The sequence below is a fragment of the Sphaerisporangium sp. NPDC088356 genome (assembly GCF_040685555.1).
Taxonomy (GTDB): domain Bacteria; phylum Actinomycetota; class Actinomycetes; order Streptosporangiales; family Streptosporangiaceae; genus Sphaerisporangium.
The window spans coordinates 74689-91769 of sequence record NZ_JBFBIK010000014.1 but is presented as its reverse complement, the minus strand read 5'-3'; the positions used below and the strand labels follow the sequence as shown (position 1 = coordinate 91769).

Sequence of the window (17081 nt, the reverse complement as noted above, 5' to 3'; positions counted from 1 at the left end):
CTGAGGCCGCGACACCCCCGGCCCCGGCGAGCAGTGCGCGACGACTGAACTGGAATGAGGATGAGGACGAAGACATGGGAGGAACCTCTCGAGAGCCTGGGGAGCTCTTCCAGGTCGCGCGGAATCCTGCCGCCCGCACACTGGGCGCGCAATCCATGCGCGCCCACCGGCGCAGAACTTCGTGTTTCGCGAACGTGAAGAGACTTTCACAGGATGAACATGGGATGTATTTGTAAGCCAGACACAGGGGAATGTCCAGACCTGCCGCCGATGGATGTCGCGGAGACCTCCGAGACCGGGCCCGCCGAGGCGGCCCACGAGCCCGGTAACGGCGTCATAAGGCCAGATCAGACAGGCATTTCTCGTTGCTCCCCCTCCTCCGGTTCTTCCGCTACGGAGACCCCTCGTGGCTGTGAAATCTGTCAGCCGTTCTTTCAGGACATGGGATGTTTCACCGTGGCTTCGCCCGGCTGGAACCTGCTGAGGGCGCTCATGCACGTGAGCACCACCGAGACCTGGCTGCGGGAGAACCTCGGCCGTCCGGCGTCCGGCCCGGACTCCCGGGTGCGGGGCCGAGTCGTGACGGCTCTCACCCGGGCGATCGCGCCGCCCCGGCGTCACCCGACCACGACGCGGGGTCGGTGGTCGTACCGGAGCGGCGCGTGCGACAGCCGGCTCGGGACTACTGGAACGAGGCGTCGTCGATGGAGAAGCCGTCGGTGCCCGCCGCCGTCTCGACGTAGAAGGTGGCCCCGGTCAGCGTCCCGCTCCACGACACCGTCGCCGTGCCGGTGAGCTGGGTCCAGCCGCCGGAGTTGACCACCGCCGCCGGAGTCAGCTGGAGGTAGTTCGTCGTGCCGTTCGCCGTGACCGCCAGGGTCGCCTTCGCGCTCGGCGTACCGCTCTGCGACCGCACCCAGACGCTCGTCGTGTAGCTCTTGCCGTTGGTGAGCTTGGAGGTCACATCCTGAGTGGTGCCGTTCCATGACGCCGTGCGTCCGGTGATGGACAGCGCCCGCGCGCCGCCGTGCACGGCGTTGGTGACGGACGACAGGGTTCCGCCGGACGCACCCCAACCAGTCGTGCCGCTCTCCATGTCGCCGTTGGTCAACAGGTTCCCGCCGGTACCGGTGCCGCCGTTGAACTGCCACCAGTTCACGTTGAACAGGGTGCCGCTCCCGCCGGTGTACTTGAAGTACAGGTCATGGGTGCCCGTCGCGCCGCTCACCGGGCAGGTGACCGTCGTCCAGGTCTGCCAGCCGCCGGTGCCCGCCACCGTGCACGTCCCCACCAGCGCGCCGTTGACACCGTCCAGACGCAGCTCGATCCGGCCGCCGCTGGTCGCCGAGGCCACCCGCGCGCTGAAGGACGTCGCGCCGGAACCGAAGGCGACCCCCTTGACCTTGACGTAGTCCCCGTTCTCGATCCACCCGACGTTCATCCCGCCCTCCGTGGAAGGCTCGGTCTCCACGCCGGACTCCCAGGCGATCGTCTCGGCCTCCTGACGGACGTAGGGGTTCAACGTGCCCACCTGCGGCGCCCCCGTCGTGGTCATGTTGATCGTCGGGATGGTCCCATCAGAGTTGTAGGAGAACTTCTCCACCGCGACCGAACGGGTGTAGCCGCCGCCGCCCGGCAGCGCGCCGTTGTGGTAGAAGAAGTACGACCCGCCGTTGTAATCGATGACGCCGGGGTGGTTGGTGAAGCTGCTGCCCTGCGTGGGCATGATCGTTCCCCGGTAGGTCCACGGCCCGGTCGGACTGGTGGCCGTGGAATACGCGATGAACTCCGAGCAGCATTTCGCCGCGAACACGATGTAGTACAGGCCGTTGCGCTTGTAAACCCACGGACCCTCTTCGAACAGGGTCGGACGGTTGGCATCCCCGCTACGAGTACCGAACCCCGCGGTGGTCAGCGCGATCTGCGTCACGCTGCCGGAGTAGGAGATCATGTCGGTGTTCAGCTTCACGTACGACAGATGCGGGTTGCCCCAGTACAGGTAGGCCTGCCCGTTGTCGTCGATGAACACCGTGGGATCGATCTCACCGTTCTCCACCAGCGGACGCCCGATCGCGTCCTTGAACGGCCCGGTCGGGCTGTCGGAGACCGCCACCCCGATGGCCATCCGCCCGGTCGACCGGTTGGTCGTCGGCACGTACCAGTAGAACTTACCGTTGCGGTAGATCGTCTGACCCGCCCACGCATCCGACTTCGCCCAACTGAAAGTGGCGACGCTCAGCGGGGAACCATGGTCGGTCCAGTTCACCATGTCGGTGGTCGACCACACCCGCCAATCCTTCATCGTGAAATACGTCGACCCGTCCTCGTCATGCCCCGTATACAGATAGACCCGGCCGTTGTACACCAATGGAGCCGGATCAGCGGTGTAGATCGTCTGGACGATCGGATTATCCGCCCGGGCCGTACCCGGGATCAGCGTCACGGTGCAGAGCAGTGCCATGAGCAAAAGCACACCGCGCCTGGATATGACGTCGAGTCGGAGGGGAGATGCGACTTTCATGATCACCCGTCCTTTCTGTACTCAGGGGGTGGTCAGGTCGAACCGGCGCACGGTCACCGAGCCGCCGAGGGCCTGGGTTGCGTAGTTGAACATCGCGAACCGGTAGCCCATGAAGAACTGCCAGGCGTTGTTGAGCGTGAAGGCCGGGCCGAGGGTGGTGAAGTTGACCCCGTCGGTGCTGTAGGAGAAGCGGGCCTGCCGTCCCGAGCCCGGGCGGATGTCGGCGTTGACGCGCAGCCAGATCCGGCCGCCGGAGACCGGCGCGCTCGCGGCCTCTGTGCCGGTGGCGGTGGTCTGCCAGCTACTGTTCATGGTGATGTTGTTGGTCATCACCACCCGGGTGGCGCCGTTGTCGCGCCTGACGCCGATCCACGCCGACGAGTCGCGGAGCATGGCCAGCCCGGCCCGGTCACCGTTGCTCATCGTGGAGTAGTCCAGGTCGATCGTCGCGGTGGACGAGGGGCCCTGGATGCGGTGGGTGAGGGTGTTGCGGGCCGCGTACAGGTCGCCGGTGACGGTAGCGGTCTGCAGTCGCAGCCCGCTACCCGCCGACCACTTGGTGTCGTCGGGGTTGTGGTTCCACTCCCACTGCGGCCCGAGCGCGCTCGTGGTGAAGGTGTCGGCGCCGATCATCGGTTTCACGGTCTTCGTGGTCTGGATGTTCGGCGTCGGGTACGAGGCGCCCCAGGCGCCGTTGACGGTCTGGACGGTGGGCCAGCCGTCGGCGCTCCAGGTGATCGGCGCGAGAGCCGGCATCCGGCCACCGGGGTAGGCGTCGACGAAGGCCATGTAATACCAGGCGCCGTTCTGGGTCTGCACGAGACCGCCCTGATGCGGCACCCCGCCACCGGAGATCGGGCCGGGCATGTCGAGCAGGACCTGCCGCATCTCGTACGGGCCGAACGGGCTGGTGGACCGCAGCACGTACTGCCCGTTGGCGGGGCGGGTCAGCCAGATGTAGTAGTAGCCGTCGCGCTTGTAGAAGCGGGAGCCCTCAAGAGTGCCGACACTCGACGGCGTGGTGAACACCTGCTGGTGGCGCACCTCGCTGAGCCCGTCGGCGGACAGCTGCGCGACGCTGATGTTGCTGTTGCCGTAGGCGACGTACATGGTGTCGTTGTCGTCGACGAGCAGGCCGGCGTCGTAGTAGCAGTTGTTGATCCGCGACCGCTTCTGCCAGGTGCCGTCCACCGCCGACGCGGTGTACACGTAGGTGCGGTTGAACTCGACGCAACCGAGCCAGTAGTACGTGCTGTTCCTCGGCCGGTAGTTCAGCGCGGACGCCCAGATGCCCTTGACGTAGGCGCGCCCGCCGCTCAGGTCGTAGGCGGTGGAGTCGAAGTCGAGCCGGGGCACCGAGTGGCCCGCGTACTCCCAGTTCACCAGGTCGTAGGAACGCAGGATCGGCGCGCCAGGCGAGTAGTGCATGGTCGAGGCCGAGTAGTAGTACGCGTCGCCGACCCGGATGATGTCACCGTCGGCGAAGTCCTGCCAGATGACGGGATTGTTGTACCGGGTCGTCGGCGTGGTTGGGGTCGGCGTCGGGGTGGGATTGGGGGTGCCGCCCATTTTGACGAGTTGCCACTGCTGGTTGGCGCCGTTCCAGTCGGTGTACTGGACGATGTTGCCGCCGTCGGCGGTGGAGGCGTTCTGGACTTCGACGGCCTTGCCGCTGTTGCGGTTGATCAGGCGGATGTAGCCGTCGGAGGAGTCGGTGAGGCGGAACTGCTGGTTGACACCGTTTCCGTCGCTCCATTGCACGATGGCGGCGCCGTCGGCGGTGGAAAGGTTGTAGACGTCCAGCACCTTGCCGGAAAGCTTGGACTTCAGCCGGTAGTAGCCGCCGCCTGAGTCGACGAACTGCCACTGCTGCTGGTTGCCGTCGTTGCGCGCCCACTGGGTGATCCGCGCCCCGTCATTGGTCGCCAGGTTGTACACATCCAGCGCCTTGCCACTGTTGCGGTTCACCAGCACATACCACGCGCTGGTGTCCACACTCGCCGCCGATGCCGTCGTCGTACCGATCGCGACCATGGATCCGGCCAGGACGACCGTCACGAACACGGCGAGCAGTGACCGCCAGCCACGCCGCCGCGGAAAGGCGTGCCCGACCTTACCGATGGCAACCATTGAGTCCTCCTTCGATCCTCCGGGCCGGACAGCCCGATATGTGAGCGTGATGCACTGCCGCGGCAGCGGGGCGGTCACGCATGACGTGCTCTCTGACCGGCGTCCAGATCAAGGTGGTCGGACGGTCCCGTAGGTGGGAGCACGGCTCGGATCGCTCACTTCGGAGAAGCGCGGCCTGAGGGTCGGCCGCGACCGCGACCAGGGCCGCCATGCCGATTCCGATGCCGACGTTCGGTCTGGTACGCCGTTTCACTGTTTGGTCCAGAGCTGGTTGGCGGCGCCGGTGCACGACCAGATCTGCAGTTTCACGCCGTTGGCGGTGGAGTAGTTCGGCACGTCCAAGCATTTGTTCGCGCCGACCGCGGTGATGCTTCCGTCGCCGTTGAGGCGCCACTTCTGGTTGCTCTGGCCGTTACAGTCCCAGATCTGCACCTGGGCACCGTCGGCGGTGCTCTGCTGGTAGACGTCCAGGCACTTGCCGCCGTACACCCGCAACTCACCTGCGGAGGTCAGCGTCCACTGCTGGTTGGCCTGCCCATTGCAGTCCCAGATCTGCACCAGCGTGCCGCTGGTCTGCGACGCGCCGGTGACATCCAGACACCGCCCGGACCCCACGCCGCGAATCGCGGTCGTACCCCCCGAGGGCGACGGGCTCGGGCTGGGGCTGGGGCTGGAACCGCCCGGCTGGCCGATGCTGCCGGGGACGGCCTGGAGTGCGGTGTACCACGCGGCGGCCATCTTGTCGTAGCCAGTGGCAGTGGGGTGAATACCGTCGACCAGGTCGGCGGTGGTCAGCTTGGCGTGCATGTCGACCAGGTGGACGTGCTTGCCGGCGTTCACCTTGCTCTGAACGATGCCGGGGATGGCCGCGTTGAAGGTGCGGGCGGCGGCTTCCTGGCTGGAGTTCGACAGCGGGATGATGGTCGCGACGAACACGTCAGCGTTGGGCACGGCCGTGGTGATGTGGTCGATCAGCGTGGACAGCCGCTGGGGCGCGCTGCTCACGTTGTAGTTCTGCAGCACGTCGTTGGTGCCGATGTGCAGCAGCACCGTGCGCGGGTTGTACGTCCGCGCCCAGCCGGTGATGTTGGCGTCGATCTGGTCGATCCGCCACCCGGGATGTCCCTCGTGGTCGTGGTCACCGAGGTTTCCCGGCCCGTTGAACTGGGATCCGACGAAGTCGGTCGTGTAGCGGCCGGCCGCCAGGCGCTGCCACAACCCGATCCGGTATCCGCCCGGCACCTGCGTGCCCTCGGTGATCGAGTCCCCCAGCGGCATCACCCGCACCCCGCCGTTGGACTCCGCGCTCGCGGCCCCCGTCCCGCTCACCGCGCCCAGCACCACCGCGACCACCATCAGGAACGCCCCGGCGCACCATCGTCTCCACATGAGCATGCTCGACCTCTTTCGGGCATCGGCGACCACACTGGGTCGACGCTGTGAGCGATAACAGATTCAACGATCGGGCCATCTCGGCGGCGAGCGTCGTGAGGTGGTGGCCTGTGCGGCCGGACGCGGGATCCGCCCCGCACGGCCGTCCGTTCTGTCGCGGGCCCCGCCGTCGCGGCGAGCCAATATGCCGACGGCTTCGGCTCTCCGCCCGGACGGACAACCTCCTGCCGGGATGCCGGCGATCGGTGGACCGCGTGGACGTGGTGTCTGTCCCGGGGTTCACGGCCTCCGGCCGCCGGGGCTTGTTAGCGTTAACATTTTGCCTGGTCGGCTAGCTCCTTCTCCGTCGGTGTACGGGGTGGTGTGGGCGGAGCAAATACGAGACAGGGAGGTGCCGTCAAGGGCCGGGCAGAAGGCGCGCCGCAAGCGCCCGGAGCTTCGGTGCGGCCGATCTGGTGTTATCGGCGTCCCCGCACTCCGACGCACACGGCATTGTGCTGAAACTTTCATCACTCTGGCCCCATCTCCGGCGTCGATCGCGATTTCCGGCGAGTGAGGACAGGCGTTGTGCGAGGTCTCCGGGCACTTCGAGGAAGCGAAGCCGAAACTTTCGCGCGACAGGTACGCGCTGATGGCACCTGCCGGGGCGTCGGGCTCGCTCGACACACCGCACGCGATCGGTTGGGCCTGGTGACTGCACACTGCACGCGATCGGTTCGGCCTGGTGACCGCATGAGTCGAGGGAGGTCCGCTGGGAAGGCAGAGGAGCATGGGGACCACCGCTTTGATCGTCATAGACATGCTCAGCCCGTACACGCACGAGGACGTCGAGCTGCTGGAGGAGAGCGCCGGAAAGGCCCACATCCACCGTGACCTCGCCGAAGCCGCCGTACGGATGATGGAACGCAACATGCGCGCTGAGATCACCGACTCCGTGCAATGCCTGAATATATGATCATCGTGCGATTCGCCGCTCTATAGGGTCTAGTTTCCCAATGGCCGGAGAACGCCATCGGGTTGCGCTTGCCGATCTCCCGGCGCGGCAGGGATCGGCGGCCTGTAAACGCGGGTATGCCCAGGTCAGGCCTAATATGAGACCCCTGATCAGGGGTTTTCGATCCGGTGCTGCGGGCACCCGGCGGTACACGTTGGGCGGGATATGCGAGCCCGACATGAGAAGCGACAAAGGTGGAAAGTAAGCCGACTATGAGAAGCGCCATATCCGGCAGAGAGGGTGCATGGTGAGCGCCGCTGTCATGGAAGCCGGCGTTTTCCCCGGAAGCAGGGAATGGCCGCGCGTCAAAGGACCCGGAACCGCATGAGACTTTCCGGTGCGAGCGTGTTGATCACGGGTGCTTCTTCGGGCGTGGGCGCGGCGACCGCGCGGACCGTGGCCGCAACCGGTGCGCGACTGGTCCTGGCGGGACGTAACCGCACCCGCTTGGAGCGTGTCGCCGCCGAGACCGGCGGGGTGGCCGTCGCCTGCGATCTTGTGACCGATGTTCACCTGCTCACCGAGCGTGCCGGACCCGTGGATGTACTGATCAGCAACGCCGGGGTCGGCTGGGCCGGGCCTCTTACGCGGATGCCGCACGACACGCTCGACCGGCTGGTGGGAGTGAACCTGACGGCCCCGATGCGGCTCACCGCTCTGTTCCTCCCCGGCATGGTCCGGTCCGGCCGGGGACACATCGTCTTCGTCGCCTCGATCGCCGGCGCGGTCGGGGTGGCGCACGAGGCGGTGTACTCGGCGACCAAGGCGGGGCTTCTCGTCTTCGCCGAGTCGCTCCGCCACGAGCTCCGCGGTTCTCCCGGGATCGGCGTGTCGGTGGTGCTGCCAGGTGTGGTGGACACGCCCTTCTTCGATCGTCGCGGCGCCCCCTACGATCGTCGCCGGCCCGCGCCCATCCCACCGGAGCGAGTGGCGCGCGCGATCGTCGCGGCGATCCGGCACGAGCGGGCCGAGTCGTACGTGCCGGGGTGGCTGCGCGTGCCCGCCCGGCTGCGTGGTGCCGCGCCGGGGCCCTTCCACCGCCTCGCCCGGCGGTTCGGGTGAGCCGCCTGCCCCTTCGGCGAAGGTCAGCCGTCGCGTATCGCCTGTAAGGACTCTTTGAGCGAGCCGAGAGTGGCGAAGATGGCGGTGGGCTCGTATCCGCAGTGCGCCATGCAGTTGGCACACCGTGGATCGCGCCCACGACCATAGGAGTCCCACTCGGTCCCCTCGACCAGTTCCTTGTACGTCCGGGCGTATCCGTCGGCCATCAGGTAGCACGGCCGTTGCCATCCGAACATCGAGTACGACGGGATGGCCCAGGCCGTGCACGGGAAGTCGATCCTTCCTTCGAGGAAGTCGAGGAAGAGGGGCGAATGGTTGAACCGCCACCTGCGGCGGTTTCCCCCGGCGAAGGCCTGGCGGAACAGTTCGCGTATCTCTCGTACCCCGAGGAAATGCTCCTGATCCGGGGCCTTCTCGTAGGCATACGCGGGCGAGATCATCATCTGGTCCACGGCCAGGTCATCGTTGAGGTAGTTGAGCACGTCGATGACCGTCTGCGGGCTGTCGGTGGTGAAGAAGGTGGTGTTGGTGGTGACGCGGAAGCCACGCCGCCGGCACTCGCGGACGGCGGCGACCGCCTCGTCGAACACGCCTTCCTTGCACACGGACGCGTCATGGCGCTCGCGCAACCCGTCGATGTGCACCGTCCACGCGAAGTACCGGGAAGGCGTGAACTCGTCGATCTTCTTGGGGATCAGCAGCGCGTTGGTGCAGAGGTAGACGTACTTCCTGCGGGCGACGAGCTCCCGGACGATCTCCGCGATCTGCGGGTGCATAAGCGGCTCCCCGCCCGCGATCGACACCATGGGGGCGCCACTCTCCTCGATGGCGGCCACGGCTTGGTCCACGGGCATGCGCTGCCTCAGGATGTCGGCGGGGTGCTGGATCTTGCCGCAGCCGGCGCACTTGAGGTTGCAGGCGAACAGCGGTTCGAGCTCGACCAACAGTGGAAACTTCGTCCGTCGCCGTAGCCTCTGGTGGAGGACGTAGCCGCCGACGCGCAGGCTCTGGCGTACCGGGATCGTCATGACAGCACTTCCTTCCCATGCGAGAACCGGATGGTCTCCTGGGCGACCCCCCGCACGATCCGGGGATCGACGCATGAGGCCCAGCGCGTGAGGGCCGGGCCGAGGCGCCGCAGCGCGCGGCGGGCCGAAGCGCCGCCTCGTATGGTGGCCAGGCTCAACAGTGGCGCGCCGGGGGTGTCGACGATGACGCGTACCGCCGCCAGCGGGCGACCGGCCGAGGCGGCCGCCAGCGGCCCGGTCTCCATGTCCACCGCGTGCGCGCCACCGGCGGCGAGGCGGGCGCGCTCGGTTCCGGTGACCACGTGGTCGCAGGTCAGCAGCCGCCCGGTACGAGCGGGCAGCCCGGCGCGAACCAGTTCCTCGGCCAGCGACGGCGCCGACGCGCAGGCGAACACGCGGTCCCCGAATAGCACCTCCCTGGCCACCAGCACGTCCCCCGGGCGCAGGCTCGGGTCGAGCGCACCTCCGAACCCCACCACGGCCAGGGCGCCGTACCCTGGCAGATCGCCTGCCGCACTGGCGGCCCGGCATGGTCCGGGCCCGGTACGCATCACTTGGACCTCCTTGGACGCGGCGGCGAGGCCACGCCGGACGGCCCGCGCCTCGATTCCCAGCGCGGTGCAGATCAGCAGGCCGGTCACGACGGCACCTGCGGTGCCCCGGCCGCGTCGCCGGCGCGGGCACGCACGTAACGGCCGAGGGCGCTGATCGGGAAGACGAGGCGATAGAGGTGGTAGTTGATGTAGAAGTCGCCGGGAAATCCGGTTCCGGTGTAATAGGGCTCGTCCCAGGTGCCGTCCGGACGCTGGTGCTCCACCAGCCAACCGACGCCCCTGTCCACGGCGGCCGAGCGGTCCCCGGCGGCGAGCAGGGCCAGCAGTGCCCATGAGGTTTGCGACGGCGTGGACCGCCCGCGTCCGAGCCAGGCGGGGTCGGTGTAGGAACGCAGGTCCTCGCCCCAGCCGCCGTCGTCGTTCTGGTGCTCACGCAGCCACGCGACGGCCCGCCGTACGCAGGCCGCCTCTGGTCGTACGCCGGCCGCGACCAGGGCGGGGATCACCGCCCCTGTGCCGTAGACATGGTTGGCGCCCCAGCGTCCGAACCAGGATCCGTCGGCCTCCTGGGCTCTGAGCAGCCAGACGACGGCGCGCCGCAGGGTCTTCGATCCGGCCGGTCGTTCGTGGGCGAGTGCCTCGACGACGTGGGCGGTGACGTCGGCCGACGGCGGGTCGATGACCGCGCCGAAGTCGCAGAACGGCAGCTTGGCGCACAGCGCGCGGGTGTTGTCGGCGTCGAAGGCCGCGAAGCCGCCGTCGCGTGAGGCCATTCCGGTCATCCAGCGCACAGCCCGGTCGATCGCCGGCCGCGTGCCGGGGCGGTGCGCCCGGCGCAGCGCGAGGACGACCTCGGCGGTGTCGTCGGTGTCGGGGTAGCCGTCGTTGTCGAACTCGAAGGCCCAGCCGCCCGGCGGCAGCGAGGGCCGCCGCACGGCCCAGTCTCCCGGGCCCCTGACCTCCTGGGTGAGCAGCCAGTCCGCGGCCTCGGCGACGGCCGGGTGGCCGGGGGCGATGCCCGCGTCGAGAAGCGCGTTGACCGCCAGCGCGGTGTCCCACACCGGTGACTGGCAGGCCTCCAGCCTGCGGCCCCTGTCGTCCCTGATCGTGAACCGGTCCAGTCCCTGGATTCCCCTGCGCATGACGGGATGGTCGGCGTGGTACCCGGACAGGTCGAGCGCGATCAGGGAGTAGACCCAGGGCGGCTGGATACCGCCCCAGGAGCCGTCGGCCTCCTGCCGCGCCACGATCCACTCGGCGGCACGCCTGAGCGCAGCGTCTCGTGTGCCCTTCACCGGGTTGCGCTCGTAGCGGTGCAGAAGCCGGTCCAGGGCGCGGAACGCTCCGTCCCAGCCCAGGCCCGCACGCGGCCGTACGGTGCGTCCGGTGCGCAGCTCGGCGAGGTCGAACGGGAGCGGGCGCACGGGCCGGTGCGCGCTGACCACGGTGAGCGGGACGATCGTCTGGCGGGCCCAACAGGCCCAGTCGTAGACGTTGAGCGGGAACCACGACGGCAGGAACATCATCTCCGGGGGAAGGACGGGCAGTTCCTCCCACGGCCACTGACCGAACATGGCCAGCCAGATCCGGGTGAACACCCGTGCCGCCTCCACGCCGCCGGCCTGCCGGACGAACGCGGCGGCGGCGCGCATGTGCGGGGCATCGGCCTGGTCGCCGGCGAGCCGCAGCGCGGCGTAGGCCTCGACGGTGGTGGACAGGTCGGGTGGGCCGCCGTGAAAGTTGGCCCAGGTCCCGTCCGTGCGTTGCTCGGATCGGATCCAGCGGGCCGTCTCGAAGGTGTCCTGCCGGCCCCGGATGCCGAGGAACTCGCGCAGGAGCAGGTCCTCGGCGTCCATCGTTACGTTCGTCCGCAGTTCGCCCTTCCACCATCCCTGCGGAGAGCGCAGGCCGATCAGGTGGTCACACGCCGCGTCGAGGGCCAGATCGGCGCCGGACGCCGACGTGGGCCTGGAGGCGTCGAGTGTGGTCATGTCAGCCGTCCCGGCATGGCCTCTGGCTCGGCAGGGGCCGGCCCGGTCGTCCGCGCGGCCTGCCGCCGAAGGCGCCGCCCGGCCGGGGTGCGGACGATCTGCTCGCAGCGCCTGTAGGCGTGGGAGGCGGTCACCGGGTCGTCTGCCTTGCCGAGAGAACCTGGAGCCAGGCGGCCAGCCATCGGCCCCGGCCGGGGCGGACGGCCTGCCCGAGCACGTCATGAGCGGACCGCTCCAGCGCGGTCACCGTGGCCTGGCCTCCCGCGATGTAGCCCGCGACCGCCATGCGGGCGTACCCCGTCAGCGAGCCGACGAGCGGACGGCCGTCTTCCAGCAGCCGTGCGGCTCGCGCGACCTGCAGGGACACCACGCGGCGCAGCCCCGCCGAAGTGACGCCACCGGCCAGGTCGCCCTCCTCGCAGTTGGATTCGCGCAGGTCCTTCCCCGGTAGGTAGACACGGCCCCGCCGGTAGTCCTCACCGACGTCCTGGCAGTGCTCGATGATCTGCAACGCGGAGCACACCCGGTCCGACAGCGAGAGCCGATGGGGAGCCGCCATACCGAACACGTGCAGCACGATGTGCCCGACGGGGTTCGCCGAGAGCTCGCAGTAGCCGAGCAGGTCGTCGAAGGTGTCGTAACGGGTGACCGTCTGGTCGCGCCGGTTGGCCTCCACCAGCCGGTGGAACGGCTCGGCCGGGATCACGCACGTCTCGACGGCCCGAGCGAGCCCGCCGACGGCCGGCAGGCGCGGAGTGGACCCGGCGTACAGGCGAAGCAGATCGGAGTCGACGGCGTTCAGCAGCCGCAGCCGGTCGGCCGGCTCGGCCTCGTCGCCGATGTCGTCCACGAATCTGGCGAACCCGTACACCGCCCAAAGGTGCTCGCGGTGCCGGCGCGGCAGCACCCGCAAGGCCACCGGGAAATTCTCGCGGCCGGCCTTCGATATGACGTCGTTCCCGCGATCCTGCCGCGATGACATCCCTGTTCGATTTCCATCGGCCTATGTCGCAAACAGAACGGCGCCGTCCGACGGCATCTATTGCCCCGCGTTGGCGGGGAATTTATGCCGTCCGGAGCCTTCCACGTCATCCGCGATGACAGGCCCACGTTTTCGTGTCGCGCGCATGAGGCCGAAAGGCGGTTTGACGGCATGGGCGGGCGGAGAGGGGGATTTCAAGCCGTATCAAGGAGGAGCGCAGTGGTCAGCCCGTCGCGGCGTTCCCGGGGCATGACGACCCTCGGCGGCCGTCCCTGCGACGCCATGGTCACGCAACGGCCCGACCCACAGTCCCATGGAACGGCAGCGGTCCACCAGCACCGGCAGGGCGCCGAGCCCCGATCGCCAGGAGCCGGGCGCCGAGGTGTGGTCGGAGTCGTGGAGCAGCAAGGTCGCGCCGCCGCGCAGTCCGGGCGCCATGGCCGCCAGCACAGAAGCCGGGCTCGCGGTGACGGTCCAGTCCTTGCCCCACGCGGTCCACAGCACCGGGCGCAGCCCTCGCGCGGCGGCCGCGACCAACGTCTCGGCGCTCAGCACGCCGTACGGCGGCCGGTACCACGCCGGACTCGCGCCGGTGACCGCGCGCACGAGCGCGGATGCCCGGCCGATCTCGTTGGTGACACGGCCCGGGCACATCATCAGGGCGTTGACGTGCCGCCAGCCGTGCACGGCCATCTCGTGCCCGTCCGCGACGATGCGCTGCCCAAGCGCGGGGTGGCGTTCGAGCATCTCACCGAGTACGAAGAACGTGGCCCGGCACCCGAGCCGTTCGAGCTCGTCGAGGAAGCGCGGGGTGGAACGGGGGTCAGGTCCGTCGTCGAAGGTCAGCGCCACATGATCGGCGCTTCCCACGCCCGCCAGGCCGGGCAGCCGGCGCCGTACGGCGGGCAGCCAGGTCCCCGCCGGGGCGGCGTGCAGCAGTGCCAGCCCCGCCAGAGCCGTCGACAGCGCGGCGGGTCGCATCCTCTCAGGCCCGACGGATACCGATGGTGACGGCGGGGCGACGCGTGCTGATCCTCAGCGCGGGCATGGGCGCCGGCCATGACGCGGTCGCCGCCGAGCTGGCCCGGCGGCTGGCCGCCGATGGTGCCGAGGCTGAGATCATCGATGTCCTCCGGTTGCTCCCGCTGCGGCTCGGCCCGATGCTGCGGTGGGGATACCAATGGGTGATCAGGCACGCGCCGTGGCTCTATGAGGCCACCTACCAGCTCTTCTTCGTCGCCAAACGGGCGCCGTCGACATCGCCGCTGACGATCCTCGCGGCGGCTCCCCTTGGCCGCCTGGCCGGCCGTCACCGGCCCGACGAGGTCATCTCGACCTTCCACCTGGCCGCCCAGGTGACAGGGCGGCTCAGACGGCGCGGCCGGCTCCGGGCGCCGAGCACGGTGCTGGTAACCGACTTCGCCGTGCACCGGCTGTGGCTCCATCCGGGCAACGATCGCTACCTCTGCCCGAACCCCGCCATGACCGGGCACATCACCGCCATGACCGGACGGCCGGCCCTGTGCACGGCCCCCGTCGTACGACCGAGGTTCCGGCCGCCTGCCGCCGAGTGCGCGAGGACACGAGCCCGGATCGGCGCGGACCCCGGTGACCTGCTGGTCCTGGTGTCCGCGGGTTCGTGGGGAGTGGGAGCCGTGCGCGAGACCGCGCGTATCTTGGTCCGATCCGGCCGCTACAGGCCGGTCGTCCTGTGCGGGCGCAATGCCCCGCTCCGGGCACGTCTGGGCGATGACGGGATGGTGCTGGCGCTCGGCTGGCGCGACGACGTGCCGGAACTCATGTCGGCGGCCCACGCGCTGGTCGACAACGCCGCTGGGCTCACCTGCGTGGAGGCCTTCGCGGCCGGGCTACCCGTCGTCTCCTACCTGCCCATCCCGGGTCACGGCCGCGACGGCGCGCTCGCGATGGCACGGGCGGGGCTCAGCGTTCACGCCCCGGACGCCGCGGCCCTCCTCGGCGCGCTGGACCGGCTGCGGGACGAACCGCGACGTCACCTCCAGATCACCCGGGCGTCGGCTCTGTTCACCTCGATCCCGGCCGAGGCCGCTCTCATGTCCGCTCCGGTGGACCTTCCACCGCTCGGACCACCGGGGTCATGAGGTGGTTCCCTGGCGCAGGTGCAGCCTGGCCAGGCGGGCCGCGTGGAGTCCGCTGCGCACGGCTCCCTCCATCGTGTCGGGCCAGCCTGTGTCGGTCCACGCGCCGGCGAGGTACAGACCGGGCCACCGGGTGCCGGCCGCAGGACGCAGCGCGCCGCTGCCCGGCCCCTGGCGGAAGGTGCCGCGTCGTTCTTTGGTGACGAAGAAGTCGGTGAGCCGTGCCCGCCATTCGCCGGGGAACAGCCGCTGCAGTGCGGGGACGAACTCGGCTTGGATCCTCGCGGCGGGCATGTCGATCCATCGGTCCGCCGCCGACACCGAAACCGTGAGGTACTGCCCCCTGTTCAGCCCTGCGACGCGGGTCTTGTCGAAGACCCACTGCACGGGCGAGTCCACGACGGCGGCGAACGGGATGTCGGTGACGGGACGGTCGTAGATGGTGTGCACGTTGACGATCGGGCTGGACCCCAGACCGCTCCAGCCGTCCCGTTCGGGCACCGCCTCATGGGGGACGAGCTTGGCGGCCTGCTCGTGGGGCGTCGCCAAGATGACCGCGGACGCCGCGATCCGGGCGCCGTCCACGACGATCGCCGGGCCCGGCACGACGGCCGTGACCTTCGCCGACAGGCGCACCTCACCACCACGTCGCCGGATGGCGGCCTGGGCGGCGGTTCCGTGCAGGTCGCCGAGAGGTACGGCCGGAATGCCGATGTCGGCGGCGTCGGCCCGCCCGAGCAGAGCGGTCTTGAACACTTTCACCGCCGCTCCAAGAGAGGCCTCCTCGATGCCGACGTTCAGGGCCGCCACCGCGAAGAGTTCCCAGAGCGCTGCTCGGGCGGGGCCGCGCTGCCCGTGTGAGGTCAGCCAGCTGCCCAGATCGATCCGGTCGAGTGCCGGGTCGGCGGGGTCGAGCCCGGCCAGCGCGAGGGAGGCGCGCACCGCGCGCAACCTGTCAGCCGGTCCCAGCAGGGAGTAGGTCGCAAGGGCGGGCACCAGATGGAGTGGTCCTGGCACGGCGGCCCGGCGCAGACGCCCGGCACGGCCCGTCGGGGTAAGGACCCGGATGTCGAACCGGTTTTGCAGGTGCACCCGGTCGGCGCCGCCGATCCTGTGGAGCAGGCCCCGATACGCCGTGCAGCATCGCAGGAACACGTGCTGGCCGTTGTCCACGATCAAGCCGTCGCGCTCGAACGAATGAGTGGCGCCTCCCAATCTCGGGCGTGCCTCGTACAGCGTCGCCGCACAGCCCGCTTCCGCCAGGGCGACCGCGGCGGCGATGCCCGCGAGTCCGCCACCCACGATCGCGACCGGCGCCACCGGCGAGCCGCTCACCTGCCGGCTCCCGCCAGTGCTCGCGCCGCCACCATCGCCTTCCGCCACGCGGGAAGCGTTGATCTGGCGGTCAGCGCCTGGACGGGGTGGACGGCGATGCGGTCGAGCAGGGACCTGTAGATGCCGGCCATCGCGGCGGTGCACGCCGCGCTGCGCCGGTCGAGCAGGGGTAGCAGGCGTGTACCCCGGTGGTACCAGTCGCGTGCCCGTTCGGCTTCGAACCGAAGCAGCGTGGCAAGCCGCTCGGGTGGATCGGTGAACCTCCCGCGAGAGTCGATGTCCAGCGTGCATCCGAACCGTTCCAGGTCCTCCGACGGCAGGTAGACGCGTCCGGCGAGACGGTCCTCGCGCACGTCCCGAAGGATGTTCGTCATTTGCAGCGCCACGCCCAAGGCGTCGGCCAGCGGGGCGGCCACCTCGGGATCCTCGGCTCCGAAGACGCCGAGCGAAAGGCGCCCGACCGATCCGGCGACGCACCGGCAGTAGGCCAGCAGGTCATCGAAGCTCTCGTACGTCGCACCGCGCACGTCAGCCGCGCACCCATCGATCAGCTCTTCGAACGCCGCGAGCGGGATAGGGTACCGGCGGGCCGCGTCGACGAGGGCCACCAGGACGAGGTCACCCTCGTCGGGACGTGAACCACGAAGCGCGGTACGCGCGTCGGCCAGACGGGCGAGCCGCTGGTCGGCGGGCCCGTCGGTGTCACCGATGTCGTCGATCCGGCGGGCGAAGTCGTACACGGCGCTCAGTGCCCGGCGTTTGGGCGGCGGCAGCAGCCGGATGCCGTAGGAGAAATTGCGCGCCCGGACACGGACGATCTGCTCGCAGCGCCTGTAGGCATGGGACGCGGTCACCGGGTCGCCTCCTTGTCGCAAGAACGGTGCGGCCATGCGGCGACCCGGCGGACAAGCGGGGCGACTCGACGGCGTCCAGCAGCCGCAGCCGACCCCCCGGCTCGCCTCACCACCGGTCTCG

Annotated in this window: 13 protein-coding genes; 3 read left to right on the top strand and 10 right to left on the bottom strand. The window is 69.4% G+C overall.

Translation table 11 applies throughout. The annotated features are described in order from the left end of the window. Positions 1-682: 682 nt before the first annotated feature. The 3 genes from AB0O34_RS08390 to AB0O34_RS08380 form a co-directional block, all read right to left on the bottom strand. The gene (locus AB0O34_RS08390; protein ID WP_363914044.1) at positions 683-2461 is read right to left on the bottom strand and encodes a family 43 glycosylhydrolase; all 1779 of its coding nucleotides are present in this window, start codon (positions 2459-2461) and stop codon (positions 683-685) included. 81 nt (positions 2462-2542) lie between these two features. After that, positions 2543-4651: a family 43 glycosylhydrolase gene (locus tag AB0O34_RS08385; RefSeq protein ID WP_363914042.1), complete on the bottom strand. Its 2109-nt coding sequence runs from the start codon at positions 4649-4651 to the stop codon at positions 2543-2545. Between the two features lie 249 nt (positions 4652-4900). Further along, positions 4901-6046: a lectin gene (locus AB0O34_RS08380; protein WP_363914040.1), complete on the bottom strand. Its 1146-nt coding sequence runs from the start codon at positions 6044-6046 to the stop codon at positions 4901-4903. Between the two features lie 766 nt (positions 6047-6812). On the opposite strand from AB0O34_RS08380, the gene AB0O34_RS08375 reads away from it, so the two are divergent. Both AB0O34_RS08375 and AB0O34_RS08370 read left to right on the top strand, forming a co-directional pair. Further along, entirely contained in the window at positions 6813-6998 is a 186-nt protein-coding gene (locus AB0O34_RS08375; protein ID WP_363914038.1) for a hypothetical protein, read from the top strand. A 363-nt stretch (positions 6999-7361) separates the two neighbouring features. Then, positions 7362-8099: an SDR family NAD(P)-dependent oxidoreductase gene (locus AB0O34_RS08370; protein WP_363914036.1), complete on the top strand. Its 738-nt coding sequence runs from the start codon at positions 7362-7364 to the stop codon at positions 8097-8099. Between the two features lie 23 nt (positions 8100-8122). Here the strand turns inward: AB0O34_RS08370 and hpnH are convergent, their stop codons facing one another. The 5 genes from hpnH to AB0O34_RS08345 form a co-directional block, all read right to left on the bottom strand. Next, positions 8123-9127, bottom strand: a complete 1005-nt coding sequence (hpnH, locus tag AB0O34_RS08365; protein ID WP_363914034.1) for an adenosyl-hopene transferase HpnH — start codon at positions 9125-9127, stop codon at positions 8123-8125. After that, on the bottom strand, positions 9124-9768 hold the full coding sequence (locus AB0O34_RS08360) for a hypothetical protein (protein WP_363914032.1): 645 nt from the start codon (positions 9766-9768) through the stop codon (positions 9124-9126). Before AB0O34_RS08360 ends, hpnH begins: the two co-directional genes overlap by 4 nt. After that, complete coding sequence (shc, locus tag AB0O34_RS08355; RefSeq protein ID WP_363914030.1) at positions 9765-11672, bottom strand: squalene--hopene cyclase; 1908 nt, start codon at positions 11670-11672, stop codon at positions 9765-9767. Before shc ends, AB0O34_RS08360 begins: the two co-directional genes overlap by 4 nt. Positions 11673-11802: 130 nt before the next feature. Then, positions 11803-12654 carry a squalene synthase HpnC gene (gene hpnC, locus AB0O34_RS08350; protein ID WP_363914028.1) on the bottom strand — a complete coding sequence of 284 codons (852 nt, stop codon included), beginning with the start codon at positions 12652-12654 and terminating at the stop codon, positions 11803-11805. A 204-nt stretch (positions 12655-12858) separates the two neighbouring features. Continuing rightward, a complete protein-coding gene (locus AB0O34_RS08345) occupies positions 12859-13635 on the bottom strand; it encodes a polysaccharide deacetylase family protein (protein WP_363914026.1) in 777 nt (258 codons plus the stop codon). A 23-nt stretch (positions 13636-13658) separates the two neighbouring features. Between AB0O34_RS08345 and AB0O34_RS08340 the strand changes: the two genes are divergently transcribed. Continuing rightward, positions 13659-14774 (top strand): glycosyltransferase, encoded by a 1116-nt coding sequence (locus tag AB0O34_RS08340; RefSeq protein ID WP_363914024.1) that lies wholly within the window; start codon positions 13659-13661, stop codon positions 14772-14774. Here AB0O34_RS08340 and hpnE read toward each other — a convergent pair. Together hpnE and AB0O34_RS08330 are read right to left on the bottom strand one after the other, a co-directional pair. Next, on the bottom strand, positions 14769-16106 hold the full coding sequence (gene hpnE / locus AB0O34_RS08335) for a hydroxysqualene dehydroxylase HpnE (protein ID WP_363914022.1): 1338 nt from the start codon (positions 16104-16106) through the stop codon (positions 14769-14771). The genes AB0O34_RS08340 and hpnE overlap by 6 nt on opposite strands. Beyond that, on the bottom strand, positions 16103-16960 hold the full coding sequence (locus AB0O34_RS08330; protein WP_363914020.1) for a squalene/phytoene synthase family protein: 858 nt from the start codon (positions 16958-16960) through the stop codon (positions 16103-16105). Before AB0O34_RS08330 ends, hpnE begins: the two co-directional genes overlap by 4 nt. Positions 16961-17081 lie beyond the last annotated feature (121 nt).

Excerpts from the sequence above, each read along its gene's own strand:
- AB0O34_RS08380 (WP_363914040.1), bottom strand. The coding sequence starts at position 6,046 with ATGCTCATGTGGAGACGATGGTGCGCCGGGGCGTTCCTGATGGTGGTC.
- AB0O34_RS08345 (WP_363914026.1), bottom strand. The coding sequence starts at position 13,635 with ATGCGACCCGCCGCGCTGTCGACGGCTCTGGCGGGGCTGGCACTGCTG.
- AB0O34_RS08370 (WP_363914036.1), top strand. The coding sequence starts at position 7,362 with ATGAGACTTTCCGGTGCGAGCGTGTTGATCACGGGTGCTTCTTCGGGC.
- hpnH (WP_363914034.1), bottom strand. The coding sequence starts at position 9,127 with ATGACGATCCCGGTACGCCAGAGCCTGCGCGTCGGCGGCTACGTCCTC.
- AB0O34_RS08385 (WP_363914042.1), bottom strand. The coding sequence starts at position 4,651 with ATGGTTGCCATCGGTAAGGTCGGGCACGCCTTTCCGCGGCGGCGTGGC.
- shc (WP_363914030.1), bottom strand. The coding sequence starts at position 11,672 with ATGACCACACTCGACGCCTCCAGGCCCACGTCGGCGTCCGGCGCCGAT.
- AB0O34_RS08390 (WP_363914044.1), bottom strand. The coding sequence starts at position 2,461 with ATGGCACTGCTCTGCACCGTGACGCTGATCCCGGGTACGGCCCGGGCG.
- AB0O34_RS08340 (WP_363914024.1), top strand. The coding sequence starts at position 13,659 with ATGGTGACGGCGGGGCGACGCGTGCTGATCCTCAGCGCGGGCATGGGC.
- AB0O34_RS08375 (WP_363914038.1), top strand. The coding sequence starts at position 6,813 with ATGGGGACCACCGCTTTGATCGTCATAGACATGCTCAGCCCGTACACG.
- hpnC (WP_363914028.1), bottom strand. The coding sequence starts at position 12,654 with ATGTCATCGCGGCAGGATCGCGGGAACGACGTCATATCGAAGGCCGGC.